General features: G+C 51.0%; 18 protein-coding genes. 8 read left to right on the top strand and 10 right to left on the bottom strand.

All coding sequences use genetic code 11. The features are described 5' to 3' along the window. Positions 1-120: 120 nt before the first annotated feature. Genes LY264_RS21725 through LY264_RS21715 form a run of 3 tightly spaced genes read left to right on the top strand, consistent with a single transcriptional unit; the run spans position 121 to position 1,572 of the window. Positions 121-795 (top strand): hypothetical protein, encoded by a 675-nt coding sequence (locus LY264_RS21725; RefSeq protein ID WP_240498917.1) that lies wholly within the window; start codon positions 121-123, stop codon positions 793-795. Continuing rightward, positions 788-1,207, top strand: a complete 420-nt coding sequence (locus LY264_RS21720; protein WP_048227185.1) for a hypothetical protein — start codon at positions 788-790, stop codon at positions 1,205-1,207. The genes LY264_RS21725 and LY264_RS21720 overlap by 8 nt, the downstream gene beginning before the upstream one ends. Further along, the gene (locus LY264_RS21715; RefSeq protein WP_048227184.1) at positions 1,204-1,572 is read left to right on the top strand and encodes a hypothetical protein; all 369 of its coding nucleotides are present in this window, start codon (positions 1,204-1,206) and stop codon (positions 1,570-1,572) included. Before LY264_RS21720 ends, LY264_RS21715 begins: the two co-directional genes overlap by 4 nt. Positions 1,573-1,606: 34 nt before the next feature. Here the strand turns inward: LY264_RS21715 and ridA are convergent, their stop codons facing one another. The 4 genes from ridA to pyrL all read right to left on the bottom strand — a co-directional run bounded on the left by ridA (position 1,607) and on the right by pyrL (position 3,618). Continuing rightward, the gene (gene ridA, locus LY264_RS21710) at positions 1,607-1,993 is read right to left on the bottom strand and encodes a 2-iminobutanoate/2-iminopropanoate deaminase (protein WP_000047544.1); all 387 of its coding nucleotides are present in this window, start codon (positions 1,991-1,993) and stop codon (positions 1,607-1,609) included. A gap of 76 nt (positions 1,994-2,069) precedes the next feature. Beyond that, positions 2,070-2,531 carry an aspartate carbamoyltransferase regulatory subunit gene (pyrI, locus tag LY264_RS21705; protein ID WP_003025816.1) on the bottom strand — a complete coding sequence of 154 codons (462 nt, stop codon included), beginning with the start codon at positions 2,529-2,531 and terminating at the stop codon, positions 2,070-2,072. A gap of 13 nt (positions 2,532-2,544) precedes the next feature. Next, the gene (gene pyrB, locus LY264_RS21700) at positions 2,545-3,480 is read right to left on the bottom strand and encodes an aspartate carbamoyltransferase (protein WP_003025818.1); all 936 of its coding nucleotides are present in this window, start codon (positions 3,478-3,480) and stop codon (positions 2,545-2,547) included. 36 nt (positions 3,481-3,516) lie between these two features. Further along, positions 3,517-3,618, bottom strand: coding sequence for a pyr operon leader peptide (gene pyrL / locus LY264_RS21695; protein ID WP_003025819.1), 102 nt, complete (start codon positions 3,616-3,618; stop codon positions 3,517-3,519). A gap of 238 nt (positions 3,619-3,856) precedes the next feature. Here pyrL and LY264_RS21690 point away from each other — a divergent pair, with 238 nt between their 5' ends. Beyond that, positions 3,857-4,309, top strand: coding sequence for a YhcH/YjgK/YiaL family protein (locus LY264_RS21690; protein ID WP_008786059.1), 453 nt, complete (start codon positions 3,857-3,859; stop codon positions 4,307-4,309). Between the two features lie 106 nt (positions 4,310-4,415). On the opposite strand, the gene argF is transcribed toward LY264_RS21690, so the two are convergent. Further along, the gene (gene argF, locus LY264_RS21685; protein WP_003830265.1) at positions 4,416-5,420 is read right to left on the bottom strand and encodes an ornithine carbamoyltransferase; all 1,005 of its coding nucleotides are present in this window, start codon (positions 5,418-5,420) and stop codon (positions 4,416-4,418) included. Beyond that, complete coding sequence (gene argL, locus LY264_RS26020) at positions 5,390-5,485, bottom strand: putative translational regulatory protein ArgL (RefSeq protein WP_373371225.1); 96 nt, start codon at positions 5,483-5,485, stop codon at positions 5,390-5,392. The genes argF and argL overlap by 31 nt, the downstream gene beginning before the upstream one ends. 98 nt (positions 5,486-5,583) lie before the next feature. On the opposite strand from argL, the gene rraB reads away from it, so the two are divergent. The 3 genes from rraB to LY264_RS21670 all read left to right on the top strand — a co-directional run bounded on the left by rraB (position 5,584) and on the right by LY264_RS21670 (position 7,814). Further along, positions 5,584-6,009, top strand: a complete 426-nt coding sequence (rraB, locus tag LY264_RS21680; protein ID WP_048227181.1) for a ribonuclease E inhibitor RraB — start codon at positions 5,584-5,586, stop codon at positions 6,007-6,009. 51 nt (positions 6,010-6,060) lie between these two features. Continuing rightward, a complete protein-coding gene (miaE, locus tag LY264_RS21675) occupies positions 6,061-6,819 on the top strand; it encodes a tRNA isopentenyl-2-thiomethyl-A-37 hydroxylase MiaE (RefSeq protein ID WP_003839623.1) in 759 nt (252 codons plus the stop codon). Positions 6,820-6,983: 164 nt separating this feature from the next. Continuing rightward, positions 6,984-7,814, top strand: coding sequence for a hypothetical protein (locus tag LY264_RS21670; protein WP_048227179.1), 831 nt, complete (start codon positions 6,984-6,986; stop codon positions 7,812-7,814). Positions 7,815-7,840: 26 nt separating this feature from the next. Here the strand turns inward: LY264_RS21670 and LY264_RS21665 are convergent, their stop codons facing one another. Further along, positions 7,841-8,344: a GNAT family N-acetyltransferase gene (locus LY264_RS21665; RefSeq protein ID WP_048227238.1), complete on the bottom strand. Its 504-nt coding sequence runs from the start codon at positions 8,342-8,344 to the stop codon at positions 7,841-7,843. A gap of 193 nt (positions 8,345-8,537) precedes the next feature. Between LY264_RS21665 and LY264_RS21660 the strand changes: the two genes are divergently transcribed. Further along, entirely contained in the window at positions 8,538-9,728 is a 1,191-nt protein-coding gene (locus tag LY264_RS21660; RefSeq protein ID WP_048227237.1) for a YjgN family protein, read from the top strand. A 137-nt stretch (positions 9,729-9,865) separates the two neighbouring features. Here the strand turns inward: LY264_RS21660 and LY264_RS21655 are convergent, their stop codons facing one another. The 3 genes from LY264_RS21655 to pepA all read right to left on the bottom strand — a co-directional run bounded on the left by LY264_RS21655 (position 9,866) and on the right by pepA (position 14,795). Next, the gene (locus LY264_RS21655) at positions 9,866-12,721 is read right to left on the bottom strand and encodes a valine--tRNA ligase (protein WP_008786064.1); all 2,856 of its coding nucleotides are present in this window, start codon (positions 12,719-12,721) and stop codon (positions 9,866-9,868) included. Then, positions 12,721-13,164, bottom strand: a complete 444-nt coding sequence (gene holC, locus LY264_RS21650) for a DNA polymerase III subunit chi (RefSeq protein WP_003830256.1) — start codon at positions 13,162-13,164, stop codon at positions 12,721-12,723. Before holC ends, LY264_RS21655 begins: the two co-directional genes overlap by 1 nt. Before the next feature lie 119 nt (positions 13,165-13,283). Then, positions 13,284-14,795 carry a leucyl aminopeptidase gene (pepA, locus tag LY264_RS21645; protein ID WP_003025870.1) on the bottom strand — a complete coding sequence of 504 codons (1,512 nt, stop codon included), beginning with the start codon at positions 14,793-14,795 and terminating at the stop codon, positions 13,284-13,286. Positions 14,796-14,900: the final 105 nt, after the last annotated feature.

Genomic DNA, 14,900 nt, shown 5'->3' with positions numbered 1-14,900 from the left:
GTGTTTCACCCAATACAGCTAAATATTTTCTGAATTATGGCATTGCCAGTGTCTTCCAACAGAATATGCTAGATTATAAATGTTAACATCTTGTCATGTTAATTATTCTTAGGAAGTATTATGATCGGTTATATATTGGGGAGAGAGGAACCTGAATATAGTGTTGATGTTGGAAGTGGTGAATGGTGTAGTGCGGGGCATTTTTCAGATCAATTTTATTATTATAAATATTACCTGGAGCAGTTGATTGATGGGAGCTTATATTTAAAGTATCGCTATCCTTTTTCACGAGAAAATTTACTGCATTATTTGCAAAATACGGGTGAAGACATACATATTAACTTAACTGATATAATGGGAAAATCAGCCCAGTTAAGGGATAATTATGTACAATTATTGAATGAGGCAAAGAGTTTTTGTAAAACATTACCGCCAGGTCAACATGAGTTTACTTCTGCGCATGTTAATACTGATGATTTTATTTCTAGCGATCCAGACTTGTTTTATGCTATAGGAGGTTATCAATACTGGGGTAAAGGTCGGGTGCAAATTACCGAAGATAAATATAAAAATAAGATGAGCAATGGTAGTAGATTATGTAGTTATAATTTGACATTTCAGTTTAAGTTTTTTGACAGGTATAACTGGAATGTAAGTGTCGCAAATTCTGGCGTTCGTTTAGGTAGTGTCGTTCCTGTGAGTGATACTTTTATGGGGAGGTTTCATCAGGAGTGTCTGGCCAGAGAGTACAATATTTTTGGTGCCATTGAGTCAGAGGTAAAATGGCATGACTGAGCATAGCACTTTATTTTACATGGAAAAAATACTCACTTTCGCTTTAGTTTGTGCCTTTTGTTATATGCTGTATATTATTTCGGTTTGCTGGTTACCCGTGCGTGAAAGTCACTATCTTCTGGTTGTACAATGGTGCCGTAACGATGATTCAAATACCCACTATGCAAAGAATTTATCTTGGCATGGTTTATATGTTTATTTGGAGAAATCGTCTGGGAATATTATTGTAAGGGAAATGAACACTCCTCTACACGATCCATTTCAGCCTTACCGGTACGTTTACCGTAAAATTGCACATGAAAATGATATATCCTTGGTCGCAGAGAAATGGGGGGTAATTAAGTGTCAGGAAAAAAATAAAGCGCTCATTGGTTCATCTGGCTATTCTTTTTTATGGGGACATGATCAATGAACACTTTTATAAGACGAACTACTCTAAAAATATTTTTTTTACTAATTATAATGTTTATCTGTGTTTTTTCTATTAATTCAGTTGAAAGATATAACAATATTGTTAGTTTTAATATTCACAATAAGATAGTTTATACATTGGAAAAGATGAAAAATGATAGTGATGATGATATTAAATTTAATGTTTATAGTTCAAGGTTGAACTGGGTTTTAGGACAAACCTGTTTCTCAGAGAATATAGAATTACAGCAGAAAGGGGAAATGGAATTATATAATTGGGGAGTGGGGATAATCGAAAATGAAACCATTACCTTAAAGTATAATGGAAGAGAATTGATTTTTTCAGTTATAGGCTGCAATACTTAAGGAACCCTGCCAGAGCAGGGCTCTCTAATAAGACTTAGCGACGAACGGCGATCGCTTCAATCTCGATTTTCACGTCTTTCGGCAGACGGGCAACTTCTACGCAAGAACGCGCAGGGAAGGTCGCGTTGTGTTCGGTGAAGAACGCTTCGTAGGTCGCGTTTACAGTTGCGAAATCGTTCAGGTCTTTTACGAAGACGGTCGTTTTTACGATGTCGCCCACTTTCAGGCCTGCTGCTTCAACGATAGCTTTTACGTTTTCCAGCGACTGACGTGCCTGAGCGGACACGTCTTCCGCTACGGCACCGGTTTTCGGATCGACCGGGATCTGACCGGAAGTGATTACCATGCTACCCAGATCAACGCCCTGAACGTATGGGCCGATTGCTGCTGGTGCATTTTCCGTCGCGATAGTCTTGCTCATGATTTCTCCTGAATTACAGCGGTAGTAGAATGTTCCCGCTCATTATAGGGAGCCGGGATCTCATAACCAACCCCAATTAGTTGGCCAGCACCACATAATGCGAAAACTCTTTTTCACAGTATTTGCATTTGAGTGCGATGTCATCAGCACGCTTTTTCACTGCAAAACTGGAGGAAACCGGCTCAGCATGGCTGATACAGTTGCTGTTCGGGCAAACCAGTACATTGTCGATACGCTCAGGCAGGCTCGGACGAGATTTACCCACCACGTCGTAATCGTCAATGCGGTTTACCGTTGCCTGCGGGGCGTACAGGGAGAGCTGGTTTACCTGCTCGTCGGTCAGGAACGTGTTTTCAATTTTAATCAGGTCCTTACGGCCCATCTCGCCTGACGGCAGGTTCAGACCGATGGTGATACGCTGGTCGGTTTCCGTCAGTTTGAACAGCGTCAGCAGCTTAAAACCAACCTGTGCGGGAATATGGTCAATCACGGTGCCACGTTTGATGGCTTCAACCTGCAGTTTGTTATCGTGTGTCATCTCTTTTTCTCCCTTACAGTGCCAGTTCGCTATTCAGTACCAGTGCCAGTAACGCCTGGCGGGCGAAGATGCCGTTGCCAGCCTGCTGGAAATACCAGGCGTGCGGCGTCTTGTCGACGTCGGTGGTGATCTCATCGATACGCGGCAGCGGATGCAGTACCTTCATGTTTGCTCTGGCGCCGTTCAGATCGCTGGCGCGCAGAACAAACTGCGCTTTCACGTTGGCGTATTCGGACGGGTCCAGACGCTCTTTTTGTACGCGGGTCATATAGAGGATATCGACCTCCGCCATCACCTCTTCAATAGTGCCGTGGAGGCTCCAGGCGATACCTTTTTCATTCAACATATCCAGAATGTATTGCGGCATCGCCAACGCGTCCGGGGCGATGAAGTAGAAACGGTTACCTTCGAACTTCGCCAGCGCCTGGGTCAGGGAATGGACGGTGCGGCCATATTTCAGGTCACCCACCATGGCGATGTGCAGATTGTCCAGGCGACCCTGAGTTTCCTGAATGGTGAACAGATCCAGCAGCGTTTGGGTGGGATGTTGGTTGGAGCCGTCGCCTGCGTTCAGTACCGGAACGTTACCGGAGAACTCCGTAGCCAGGCGCGCGGCGCCTTCCTGCGGATGGCGCATTACGATGGCGTCGACATAGGTGCTGATGACGGAAATAGTGTCGGCCAGCGTTTCACCTTTTTTGCCCAGAGAGGTATTGCTGCTGTCAGAGAAACCCACCACGCTGGCGCCCAGGCGGTGCATGGAGGTTTCAAAGGATAAACGGGTGCGGGTTGAGGCTTCAAAGAAGCAGCTGGCGATAACCTTATGCTTTAACAGCTCCGGCTGTGGGTTAGCTTTTAATTTCGCCGCTGTTGCGAGGACCAGATTGAGGTCATCGCGGCTGAGGTCGTTTATGGAAATGATGTGTTTTTGATAGAGCGGGTTAGCCATGTTTATCTCCTGACGCCTGGGCAAAAAAAAAGCCCCTCAATTGAGGGGCTCGGAATGGGTGATCAACGGAAAGAAAAACGGCAGGCCAGCGTCCTTTTTCAGACGCGGTAAGACAAAATGTCGTACACACTGAACCATACATCCTCCCGGCAAATTGTCCGCGATTATACTCAGCTCCGTTATGGGATCAAGCGAAAAATTCACAAATTATTCATCGCAAACGATTCTCATGAATATTCATTCACCCTGAATGCCAAACAGCAACAATGGGATAAACATGCGTTGACGCAAAATATCGGCAAATAGCAGTAGTATGGCAGACCGTTTTTTCGTATAACAACTAAAATGAAACGATGTTTTAATTAAGGGGTTTAAGATGATTGTCGGCAATATTCACAACCTGGATGCCTGGCTGCCGGAAGAGCTGCGTCAGGCGATTGAACACATTAAAGCGCATGTGACGGATGCGACGGAAAAGGGTAAGCACGACATCGACGGCGATCGTCTGTTTTATCTGATTGCTGAAGATATGACGGAGCCGTTTGCACAGCGCCGCGCTGAGTATCACGCGCGCTATCTGGATATTCAGATCCTGCTCAAAGGTCAGGAAGGCATGACCTTCAGCACGCAGCCTGCGGGCGCGCCGGAAACTGACTGGCTGGCGGATAAAGATATCGCTTTCCTGCCGGAAGGAGTACAGGAAAAAACGGTGGTGCTGAACGAAGGTGATTTCGTTGTGTTCTATCCGGGCGAAGTGCATAAACCGCTGTGCGCGGTCGGTGCACCAGCGCTGGTACGCAAAGCCGTGGTGAAAATGCGGGTGGCATAAGCGTATGTGCCGGGGGCGGCTTCGCGTTGCCCGGCCTACAGGAGCGCTATTGTAGGCCGGATAAGATGCTTAGCATCGCCATCCGGCATTCTTTTCATCCATGCCCTCACTTCGCCAGCGTCGCCACCATCACCGCTTTGATGGTGTGCATCCGGTTTTCCGCCTGATCAAATACGATACTGGCGGGGGATTCAAAGACCTCATCGGTCACTTCCATTCCACCGTGCAGACCATATTCCTGTGCCATCTGTTTGCCAAGCGTGGTTTGATCGTCATGAAACGCGGGCAGGCAGTGCAGGAATTTCACCTGCGGATTGCCGGTCAAAGCCATCATCGCGCTATTAACCTGGTACTTACGCAGCAGCGCAATACGTTCGGCCCACTTCTCTTTTGCTTCGCCCATTGATACCCAGACGTCGGTATAGATGAAGTCCGCGTCTTTCACGCCCGTGGCGACATCTTCGGTCAGCGTAATATTGCCGCCGTTTTTCTGTGCCAGCGCTTTGCACTCCGCAACCAGACTTTCCTCCGGCCAGCAGGCCTGCGGTGCGACCAGACGCAGATCCAGCCCGGTTAACGCGGCGGCTTCCAGCATGGAATTGCCCATATTGTTGCGGGCATCGCCGGTGTAGACCAGCGTCATCTCATTAAACGCTTTACCCGGCAGGTGTTCCTGCATAGTTAACAGATCCGCCAGCAGCTGGGTGGGATGAAACTCGTTGGTTAATCCGTTCCACACCGGAACTCCGGCATATTCCGCCAGCGTCTCGACAATCTCCTGGCCGTGGCCCCGATACTGAATACCGTCGTACATGCGGCCGAGCACGCGGGCCGTGTCTTTGATCGACTCTTTATGGCCAATCTGGCTGCCGCTTGGCCCGAGGTATGTCACGCGCGCGCCCTGATCGTATGCGGCAACTTCGAAAGAGCAACGGGTACGGGTTGAGTCTTTTTCGAAGATGAGCGCGATGTTTTTACCGGTGAGCTTTGCGACTTCAGTGCCGTTTTTCTTATCTGCCTTCAGCTGTGCGGCGAGCTGAAGCAGTGACGTGAGTTCAGCAGAGGTGAAATCAAGCAGTTTCAAAAAATGTTTCTGATAAAACGCAGACATGGTTCCCTCACATGGCTTAGGCCATTTATTGAATTAAAATTCAATTTATATGTATGTTTATTCATTTGCAACCTTGTTTAACAAATCTTTCCTGGAAAGGTGGAGGCAATGACAGCGGTATGTGACAATAAGAGTATCGGCAGGACATTATGAGGAACGAGCCATGGCAAACCCGGAACTACTGGAAGAACAGCGTGAAGAAACGCGCTTGATTATTGAAGAGTTACTCGAAGATGGCAGCGATCCAGACGCGCTGTACACCATTGAGCATCACCTTTCCGCGGATGACTTCGAAACCCTGGAAAAAGCGGCAGTAGAAGCCTTCAAGCTGGGTTATGAAGTGACCGAGCCGGAAGAGCTGGAAGTGGAAGAAGGCGACACGGTTATTTGCTGTGACATTCTGAGCGAATGTGCACTGAATGCGGAGTTGATCGATGCTCAGGTTGAGCAACTGATGAACCTGGCCGAAAAATATGATGTGGAATACGACGGTTGGGGCACCTATTTTGAAGACCCGAACGGCGAAGAAAGTGAAGACGGCGACGATGAAGACCTCGTCGACGAAGATGATGACGGCGTGCGTCACTAAGTCATCAACTGACCTGCGGTAGCCCAGGCTGCCGCAGGCCAAGGACAACGTATGGATTACCTGCAAATACTCTCCCCGATCCACAACTTCCTGCACTGTAAAACGCCCCAGGCCTGGCTTGATAAAGCGCGAGACCCGGCGAATCTCCCACTGTTATTGACCGATCACCTCGTCTGTGAGCTGAAAGCTGCGCAAACGGCGATGCTGCTGGTGCGTAAGTATGTCGCGGATAAACAGGGATCGCAGGCGCTGCTGGACTGGCTGAAACCCTATGAAGCGTTTGCTTTCAGAGAAGGGGATGAGCCGGATTTTATCGCGCTGAATAAACAGATAAGCAAAAGCGTGATGCCGCAAACCGACGACCCGTGGGGACGCAAGCTTATCGACAGCATGGTTTTGCTGATCAAAGAAGAGCTGCATCACTTCTGGCAGGTGCGTGAGGCGATGATGAGCCGCAACATTCCCTATATTAAGATTACCGCCAGCCGTTACGCTAAAGGCATGCTCAAAGAGGTACGCACCCACGAGCCGCTGACGTTAATCGATAAACTGATTTGCGGGGCTTATATTGAGGCGCGTTCCTGTGAACGGTTCGCCGCGTTGGCACCGTATCTGGATGACGATTTGCAGGCGTTTTATCTGTCGCTACTGCGATCCGAGGCGCGGCACTATCAGGATTACCTGGCGCTGGCGCAGCAGGTTTCAACCGATGATATCAGTAGTCGGGTGCAGTTTTTTGGCGAAGTAGAAGCCGCGTTGATCACCTCTCCTGACGATGAATTCCGCTTCCACAGCGGTGTGCCAGCTTAATTCCTTTCTTTGACGCGCGGTGTCCATCGCCGCGCGGATTAATCCTTCCTGTTTCTGTTAGCAAAATCTGGTGGCTGGAAATCGCTCGCTGCTGCCGTAATAATCAAAACACACGAAGGGAAATATATCCCCGTAACAGAGATGATTTGGCATAAGGATGGTTAATGAACTGGGCACACGTTTTGTTGGCAGGTTATATCGGGGCGGTGATTGCTATCGTCGTCGGCATGTTTCGCAAAAAAGGCTGGCTGGGCAAGATCTCCGGCGCGGTGGTTTTTGTGGTGGCGATCATCGCGTGGAATCTGTTTGATGTGCACTACCTGATCCCACGCGAAAGCCCGGATTATGGTCTGACCGAAGAGCAGCAATTTGAAAAGGCGATGCTCTCCAATCCGGCGTTTCAGGTGATTAAGGAGCAGGAACCTGAGCTGACACAAAAAATTATCAGCCAGGCAGCGCAGATGAAGAAAGCAGGGAGTAGCGAACAGCAGGTTATCGACGCGATACAGCCGCAAATTCTTCAGTTGCAAATGGCAAGATTGCAGCAGGCGCCAGATGCCAATGTCATTGAATATATGAAAATTAACCTTGAGCAGATCGCTTCTGTGGCCAAAATAGGTGATGACGAATGCTTCCGCTTTCTATTTCCGGCGGTAAAAGGTGGAATTAATCCGGCACGTCTGGTTCCGCGTGAGATCATGGATCGTCGTATGGCGAGTGACATGAGCATGATGTATGCCTCTCACGGCCCGAAAAAACATACGGTCACGGCAGAAGAGAAACAGCTGGCGTTGCAGGATCTGCAAGCAATAAGCCCTGGGCTAGTACAGCGTTATGGGCCGGATATTCAGATCATGGCCGATCCGACTAAAGCGATCGGCAAAGAGAAGATTGCCTGTGAGATAGTGCAGGATCTCTGGTCACAGGTACTGAAACTGCCAACCGCTCGCGCGGCTGGTGTTATTAGACTGATGCTCTCAGCCGAGATGCAGTAACGCGGCTAAAGCCTCTCGGCGTAAGGTCAGAGGGGCTTTAACATCCGCACTTCACAATCTACGTGCCCGGTACAGCCCAGCGCTTCGCTGATATGCTCAAAGCCTAAATGCTCATACAGGCGGATTGCCTCGGTCAGAAAAGCCGTGGTCTCCAGATAGCACTGCTTAAAACCCTGCTCGCGGGCATGTTCGAGCGCCATCAACGCCAGTTTTTTCGCCAGCCCCTGACCGCGCGCACTCGACAGGAAGTACATCTTTTGCAGCTCGCAAATGTCCGGTTCACTACATCCTAACGGTGCAACACCACCGCCGCCCACGACTTCACCGTTTTGCTCAACCACCCAGTAGGCCGCGCCTGGCTGGCTGTAAACCTGGAACAGTTCGTCCAGATTAGGATCGGCAACGGTATAGCCTTTATCGGCGGTAAGCCCGTATTCAGCGGAAACTTTGCGGATAACCGTAGCGATGGCTGCATTGTCTGTTTCGGTGATTCGACGCAGGGTTAGCGTGGATGGAAGCACAACATTCATAATATGACTCAATTCTAAAAATACAGTTATATATTTATTTAATACCACTCTCTTCTGTTGGGTGCAAGACGTTCCTGAATCAGAAAAAAATAAAATACATTAGGTAATTAAAGATAGTATTGTAACCGAACCAGTAATTGAATACTGGTTTTTATTTTTTATATTAATGGAATGTATATTAGGGATGTTGTTCATGAATGATTTTGTTCGTGGTCAGGAAAATCAATGCCACACATTTATTTTTACCGGTAAAGGGTGGCGGTATTTTATTATTTGCATCGTCAATTTTTTGTTGTGTTGTATAACTCTCGGGATTTATACGCCGTGGGCGGTAGTGAAATGTCGGCGTTATATTTACGAAAATATGACTCTCAACGGTCAGCCCTTTACCTATAAGGCGACAGGTGGCGCGATATTTGTAAGCTTTTTGTTGATCATGGTAATTTACGGCATCAGCGTGAGTTTTATCGCCAACGACAACCCTCTCATCGGTTTTACTTTGATTGGCTTACTGGTAGCAGTTCTTCCATTAATGACCATAAAAAGCTTGCAGTACCAGGCAATGATGACATCGCTTAACGGCGTGCGTTTTGGTTTTGGCTGCTCAAAATTACAGGCGTGGCTTTTTATGCTGGTAGTGCCGGTAGTGCTGTCTCTGGTGGTCTGGGGTGTGGTTTATCTTCTTGGACTTGCTACTGGATGGCTAAATGGTAGCGTGGGCTCGCTCTTTAGAATAGTCCTTATTGCACTGGTTGGTATTGTGGGGATTGGTATCACCAACGGTATTACCTATGCAAAATGGATGCAGTTAGTGGGTAATGGCGGGAATTTTGGTATTCACCGCTTTTCTATTAACGTCAATATGAATGCGTGTGTGCTGGGGTGTATTAAAGCCGTGCTGGTGCTGCTACCGTTTGTTGTTGTGATTGCCTGGCTGATTGCCCCCATCTTTCTGCAAATGGTGATGCTGGCGGTGTTAGGCGTGGCCGACGACGAATTTATCCTGGAGCATCACAGCAGAATAATGGCGTGCTACTTTCTCTATTTCGCCGGGGTTATTGTAGTCGGAAGCTATTTGTACACCACGCTACGTAATCTGTTCATGAATAACCTGGCGCTGGCTGAGGGAAAAATTCGCTTTCATTCTTCGGTTACTGCGCATGGCCTGGTCTGGCGTTTTGTACTGGTGATGTTTATTTCGGGCATCACGTTTGGGCTGGCTTATCCGTGGATGAAAATGTGGCTTGTCAGCTGGCTGGCCAGTAATTCCCATGTACAGGGTGATTTGGATTCGCTGGAACTGACCAACGACGATAATACGTTGGAATCGGGTCCGGCAATGTGGCTTTCACGTGGAGTGATGACCTACTTTCCGTTCATCTGATACAAAAAAAGCCGGAGCACGCTCCGGCTTTTATCGTCTGCGGTGTCGGATGCGCTACGCTTATCCGACCTACGTTGACGGTGCCCGTAGGCCGGATAAGCGCAGCGCCATCCGGCAAACGTACAGGCACGATGATATTACAGCGCGGCGATGACCGCCTGCTGTTCAATCAGCTTCGCTTTAGCTTCTGCGTAACCGTCCAGCTTCTCACGCTCTTTGGCGATGACTGCTTCCGGTGCGCGGGCAACGAAACCTTCGTTGGAAAGTTTGCCTTCGATACGGGCAATCTCGCCTTCGATTTTCGCCACTTCTTTCGCCAGACGTGCCAGCTCATCTTCTTTGTTGATGAGGCCAGCCATCGGGATCAGCAGTTCGGCGCCGTCGATGATTTTGGTCACGGAGACCGGGCCTTTGTCATCGGCTGGCAGCACGGTAATGCTTTCCAGACGTGCCAGGTTCAGCAGGAAGCTGCGGTTGTCGTTCACACGACGCATCGCATCAGCGCTGCAACCACGCAGCAGCAGCTCCAGCGGTTTGCCCGGGGCGATGTTCATTTCCGCACGGATGTTACGTACGGCGACGATCGCCTGCTTCAGCCATTCGGTATCGGCCAGCGCCGCTTCATCAACCTGCGCTGCGTTATATTCCGGGAACGGCTGCAGCATGATGGTATCTGCAGTGTTGCCACAAATCACTTTCACGCGCTGCCAGATGGTCTCGGTGATGAACGGAATGATTGGGTGCGCCAGGCGCAGCAGACCTTCCAGCACGGTAACCAGCGTATTGCGGGTGCCGCGCAGTTCAGATTCGGAACCACCGTTCATGACCGGCTTGGTCAGCTCCAGATACCAGTCGCAGAACTGGTTCCAGGTGAACTCGTACAGAATGCCCGCGGCGATATCGAAGCGGAAGTTATCCAGCGCTTCGCGGTACGCTTTGATGGTCTGGTTGAATTCAGCGAGGATCCAGCGGTCCGCCAGAGACAGGGTCATTTCGCCGCCGTTGAAGCCGCAATCCTGATCTTCGGTGTTCATCAGCACGAAGCGGCTGGCGTTCCACAGCTTGTTACAGAAGTTACGGTAACCTTCCAGACGCTTCATGTCCCAGTTGATATCGCGACCGGTAGAGGCCAGCGCTGCCAGGGTGAAACGCAGGGCGTCGGTGCCGTGCGGCTCGATGCCGTCCGGGAACTGCTTCTCGGTACGCTTGGCAATTTTCTCAGCCAGCTGCGGCTGCATCATGTTGCCGGTACGTTTCTCCAGCAGTTCTGCCAGAGAGATACCGTCGACCATATCCAGCGGGTCAATCACGTTGCCCTTGGATTTGGACATCTTCTGGCCTTCGTCGTCACGGATAAGACCGGTCATGTAGACGGTCTTGAACGGAACCTGCGGCTTGCCGTTTTCATCTTTGATGAAGTGCATGGTCATCATGATCATGCGGGCAATCCAGAAGAAGATAATGTCGAAGCCGGAAACCATCACGCTGGTTGGGTGGAACTGACGCAGCGCATCGGTGTTTTCCGGCCAGCCCAGCGTAGAGAAGGTCCACAGTGCAGAAGAGAACCAGGTATCGAGAACGTCTTCGTCCTGGCGCAGTGCAACGTCGGCGCCGAGGTTGTTTTCCTGACGCACTTCGTCTTCGGTGCGGCCAACGTAGACATTGCCGTCGTTGTCATACCATGCCGGGATACGGTGACCCCACCACAGCTGACGGGAAATACACCAGTCCTGAATATCGCGCATCCAGGAGAAGTACATGTTTTCGTACTGCTTCGGTACGAACTGGATGTCGCCATTCTCAACCGCTTCAACCGCCGGTTTTGCCAGCACGTCGGCACGGACGTACCACTGGTCGGTCAGCATCGGTTCGATAACCACGCCGCCACGGTCGCCGTAAGGTACGGTCAGGTCGTGCGGTTTAATTTCTTCCAGCAGGCCCAGCGCATCAACGGCGGCAACCACCGCTTTACGCGCAGCAAAACGTTCCAGCTTCTGGAACTCAGCCGGGATTTCATTGGAGTAAACGTCGGACTCTTCGCCTTTGGTGTCGTACACTTCCGCGGTTTCGCGGATGTCGCCGTCAAAGGTCAGAATGTTGATCATTGGCAGGCCATGACGTTTCCCGACTTCGTAGTCGTTAAAGTCGTGCGCCGGGGTGATCTTCACGCAGCCGGTGCCTTTTTCCATGTCGGCGTGTTCATCGCCGACGATCGGAATGCGACGGTTAACCAGCGGCAGGACAACGAATTTGCCGATCAGATCTTTGTAGCGCGGATCTTCCGGGTTAACGGCTACGCCGGTATCACCCAGTACGGTTTCCGGACGGGTGGTGGCGACGACCAGGTAATCTTTACCGTCTGCGGTTTTCGCGCCGTCAGCCAGCGGATAGCGGATGTGCCACATGGAGCCTTTAGACTCGCGGTTTTCCACTTCCAGATCAGAAATAGCGGTGCGCAGTTTCGGGTCCCAGTTGACCAGACGCTTGCCACGGTAGATCAGATCTTCTTTGTACAGGCGAACAAAGACTTCTTTCACGGCATTGGAAAGACCTTCGTCCATAGTGAAGCGCTCGCGCTCCCAGTCAACGGAGTTGCCGAGACGGCGCATCTGACGGGTAATGGTGCCGCCGGATTCCGCTTTCCACTGCCAAATTTTGTCGATAAACGCTTCGCGACCGTAGTCGTGACGGGTTTTACCTTCTTCAGCGGCAATCTTACGCTCAACCACCATCTGGGTAGCGATACCCGCGTGGTCGGTACCGGCCTGCCACAGGGTGTTTTTACCCTGCATGCGCTGGTAGCGAATCATGGTATCCATGATGGTTTGCTGGAAAGCATGACCCATATGCAAACTGCCGGTGACGTTCGGCGGCGGGATCATGATGCAGAAGGACTCTTTGCTTTCATCGCCGTTAGGTTTGAAATAGCCCTGCTTTTCCCAGTGCTCGTAAAGCGGCTGTTCGATATCTTGTGGGTTGTATGTCTTTTCCATTATTTCCAGGTTGCCGTATTCAGGTTAAAACCAGCCACGCGGTAAGCTTTGTAGCGATCGCGTGCCGATTGTTTCAAAGAATCTTCGTAAGGAACGAAGTCTATCACTTCTGTGAAAGCGGTGGCAAAATCTGCAAAGCCAACGCGCAAACTGATGAGCAGGTCGCGCGGGCTGCTATTGCGTTTCTCCGGCCAGGCAATCTCTACCGGCGCGCCGCCTCTGGGGCCTTCTCCCGCCAGATTATGCGGAACAAAACTTTCTGCCGGTCTCGCCCACAGAGCTTCATCCAGTCGAAGAGCCTGCTTTTCGTTTTCACAGGCGATCAGCACGCGCTTGCCAGCACGCCAACGTTCTGCGGCAATTTCACACACCAGTTGTTCAACGGCGCTTAAGCCATCGACGGTGTTGTCATTGTCCAGAATATAGAACGTTGCGTTTCTCATGATATGGGGCTTCTTGTTGTGGATTTAAATGCAAAGCCGGGTGGCGCTACGCTTACCCGGCCTACGGTTGAGTGACGTTGTAGGCCGGGTAAGGCGAAGCCGCCACCCGGCGTTTTACATCACTCTTCGCCGTTAAAACCGGCACGATTGAGCAGGAACTGCGACAGCAGCGCGACCGGACGACCGGTTGCGCCTTTGGCTTTCCCTGAACGCCATGCTGTACCAGCGATATCCAGGTGCGCCCAGTTGTACTTACGGGTAAAACGTGACAGGAAGCAGCCCGCGGTAATGGCACCGCCAGGGCGTCCGCCGATGTTCGCCATATCCGCAAAGTTGGACTCTAACTGCTCCTGGTATTCATCACCCAGCGGCAAACGCCACGCGCGGTCACCAGCCTGCTCGGACGCACCGATCAGCTCATGCGCCAGCGGGTTGTGGTTCGACATCAGGCCGGTGATGTGATGGCCCAGCGCAATCACGCACGCGCCGGTCAGGGTCGCGACGTCAATCACCGCTTCTGGCTCAAAGCGCTCGACGTAGGTTAACACGTCGCACAGCACCAGACGGCCTTCGGCATCCGTATTGAGCACTTCAACGGTCTGTCCAGACATCGTGGTCAGCACGTCGCCTGGGCGATACGCGCGGCCACCCGGCATGTTTTCACAGCCCGCCAGCACGCCGACAACGTTGATGGGGAGCTGAAGCTCGGCCACCATGCGCATCACGCCGTATACCGCTGCCGCGCCGCACATGTCGTATTTCATCTCATCCATGCCTTCGGCTGGTTTGATGGAGATACCGCCGGAGTCAAAGGTTAACCCTTTACCGACCAGCACAATCGGACGCGCGTCTTCGGACGGATTGCCTTTGTACTCGATGACCGACATCAGCGACTCGTTCTGCGAACCGTGACCGACGGCCAGATAAGAGTGCATGCCCAGCTCTTTCATTTGCTGCTCGCCGATCACTCGGGTCACAACATTTTTGCTGTAGCTGTCTGCCAACTGGCGCGCCTGAGAGGCCAGGTAGGCGGCGTTACAGATGTTCGGCGGCATGTTGCCAAGATCTTTTGCCGCTTTAATGCCGGCGGCGATCGCCAGACCGTGTTGGATCGCACGCTCACCGCTGGTCAGCTCGCGGCGGGTGGGCACATTGAAGACCATTTTACGCAGCGGGCGACGTGGCTCGCTTTTGTTGGTCTTCAGTTGATCAAAGCTGTACAGCGTTTCCTGTGCCGTCTCAACGGCCTGACGTACTTTCCAGTAGTTATTGCGCCCTTTGACGTGCAGCTCAGTCAGAAAGCAGACGGCTTCCATTGAGCCTGTATCATTCAGGGTATTGATGGTTTTCTGAATGACCTGCTTGTACTGGCGCTCATCAAGTTCGCGCTCTTTGCCACACCCAATAAGGAGAATTCGCTCAGACAGAACGTTAGGAACATGGTGCAGCAACAGGGTTTGACCCGGTTTGCCTTCCAGTTCGCCGCGACGCAGCAGTGCGCTGATGTACCCGTCGCTGATCTTGTCGAGCTGCTCTGCAATCGGAGAGAGGCGGCGTGGTTCAAAGACACCCACGACGATGCACGCACTCCGCTGTTTCTCCGGGCTACCGCTTTTTACACTGAACTCCATGCACTACGCTCCTGAATCTTAAAGACAACGGCGGTGGCTACGGATAGAATTGCAAGCTTTCGTAACTCATACCCGCTGTTGCGGTGACTTCGTGTTAATCTTAAC

The organism is Citrobacter portucalensis (genome assembly GCF_023374935.1).
Taxonomy (GTDB): domain Bacteria; phylum Pseudomonadota; class Gammaproteobacteria; order Enterobacterales; family Enterobacteriaceae; genus Citrobacter; species Citrobacter portucalensis.
The sequence above is the reverse complement of the archived record's forward strand: the minus strand, read 5'-3'. Positions and strand labels throughout refer to the sequence as shown.

What these genes read in the sequence shown, in the direction of transcription:
- LY264_RS21725 (WP_240498917.1), top strand. Translation starts at nt 121, where the DNA reads ATGATCGGTTATATATTGGGGAGAGAGGAACCTGAATATAGTGTTGAT.
- LY264_RS21720 (WP_048227185.1), top strand. Translation starts at nt 788, where the DNA reads ATGACTGAGCATAGCACTTTATTTTACATGGAAAAAATACTCACTTTC.
- LY264_RS21715 (WP_048227184.1), top strand. Translation starts at nt 1,204, where the DNA reads ATGAACACTTTTATAAGACGAACTACTCTAAAAATATTTTTTTTACTA.
- ridA (WP_000047544.1), bottom strand. Translation starts at nt 1,993, where the DNA reads ATGAGCAAGACTATCGCGACGGAAAATGCACCAGCAGCAATCGGCCCA.
- pyrI (WP_003025816.1), bottom strand. Translation starts at nt 2,531, where the DNA reads ATGACACACGATAACAAACTGCAGGTTGAAGCCATCAAACGTGGCACC.
- pyrB (WP_003025818.1), bottom strand. Translation starts at nt 3,480, where the DNA reads ATGGCTAACCCGCTCTATCAAAAACACATCATTTCCATAAACGACCTC.
- pyrL (WP_003025819.1), bottom strand. Translation starts at nt 3,618, where the DNA reads ATGGTTCAGTGTGTACGACATTTTGTCTTACCGCGTCTGAAAAAGGAC.
- LY264_RS21690 (WP_008786059.1), top strand. Translation starts at nt 3,857, where the DNA reads ATGATTGTCGGCAATATTCACAACCTGGATGCCTGGCTGCCGGAAGAG.
- argF (WP_003830265.1), bottom strand. Translation starts at nt 5,420, where the DNA reads ATGTCTGCGTTTTATCAGAAACATTTTTTGAAACTGCTTGATTTCACC.
- argL (WP_373371225.1), bottom strand. Translation starts at nt 5,485, where the DNA reads ATGAATAAACATACATATAAATTGAATTTTAATTCAATAAATGGCCTA.
- rraB (WP_048227181.1), top strand. Translation starts at nt 5,584, where the DNA reads ATGGCAAACCCGGAACTACTGGAAGAACAGCGTGAAGAAACGCGCTTG.
- miaE (WP_003839623.1), top strand. Translation starts at nt 6,061, where the DNA reads ATGGATTACCTGCAAATACTCTCCCCGATCCACAACTTCCTGCACTGT.
- LY264_RS21670 (WP_048227179.1), top strand. Translation starts at nt 6,984, where the DNA reads ATGAACTGGGCACACGTTTTGTTGGCAGGTTATATCGGGGCGGTGATT.
- LY264_RS21665 (WP_048227238.1), bottom strand. Translation starts at nt 8,344, where the DNA reads ATGAATGTTGTGCTTCCATCCACGCTAACCCTGCGTCGAATCACCGAA.
- LY264_RS21660 (WP_048227237.1), top strand. Translation starts at nt 8,538, where the DNA reads ATGAATGATTTTGTTCGTGGTCAGGAAAATCAATGCCACACATTTATT.
- LY264_RS21655 (WP_008786064.1), bottom strand. Translation starts at nt 12,721, where the DNA reads ATGGAAAAGACATACAACCCACAAGATATCGAACAGCCGCTTTACGAG.
- holC (WP_003830256.1), bottom strand. Translation starts at nt 13,164, where the DNA reads ATGAGAAACGCAACGTTCTATATTCTGGACAATGACAACACCGTCGAT.
- pepA (WP_003025870.1), bottom strand. Translation starts at nt 14,795, where the DNA reads ATGGAGTTCAGTGTAAAAAGCGGTAGCCCGGAGAAACAGCGGAGTGCG.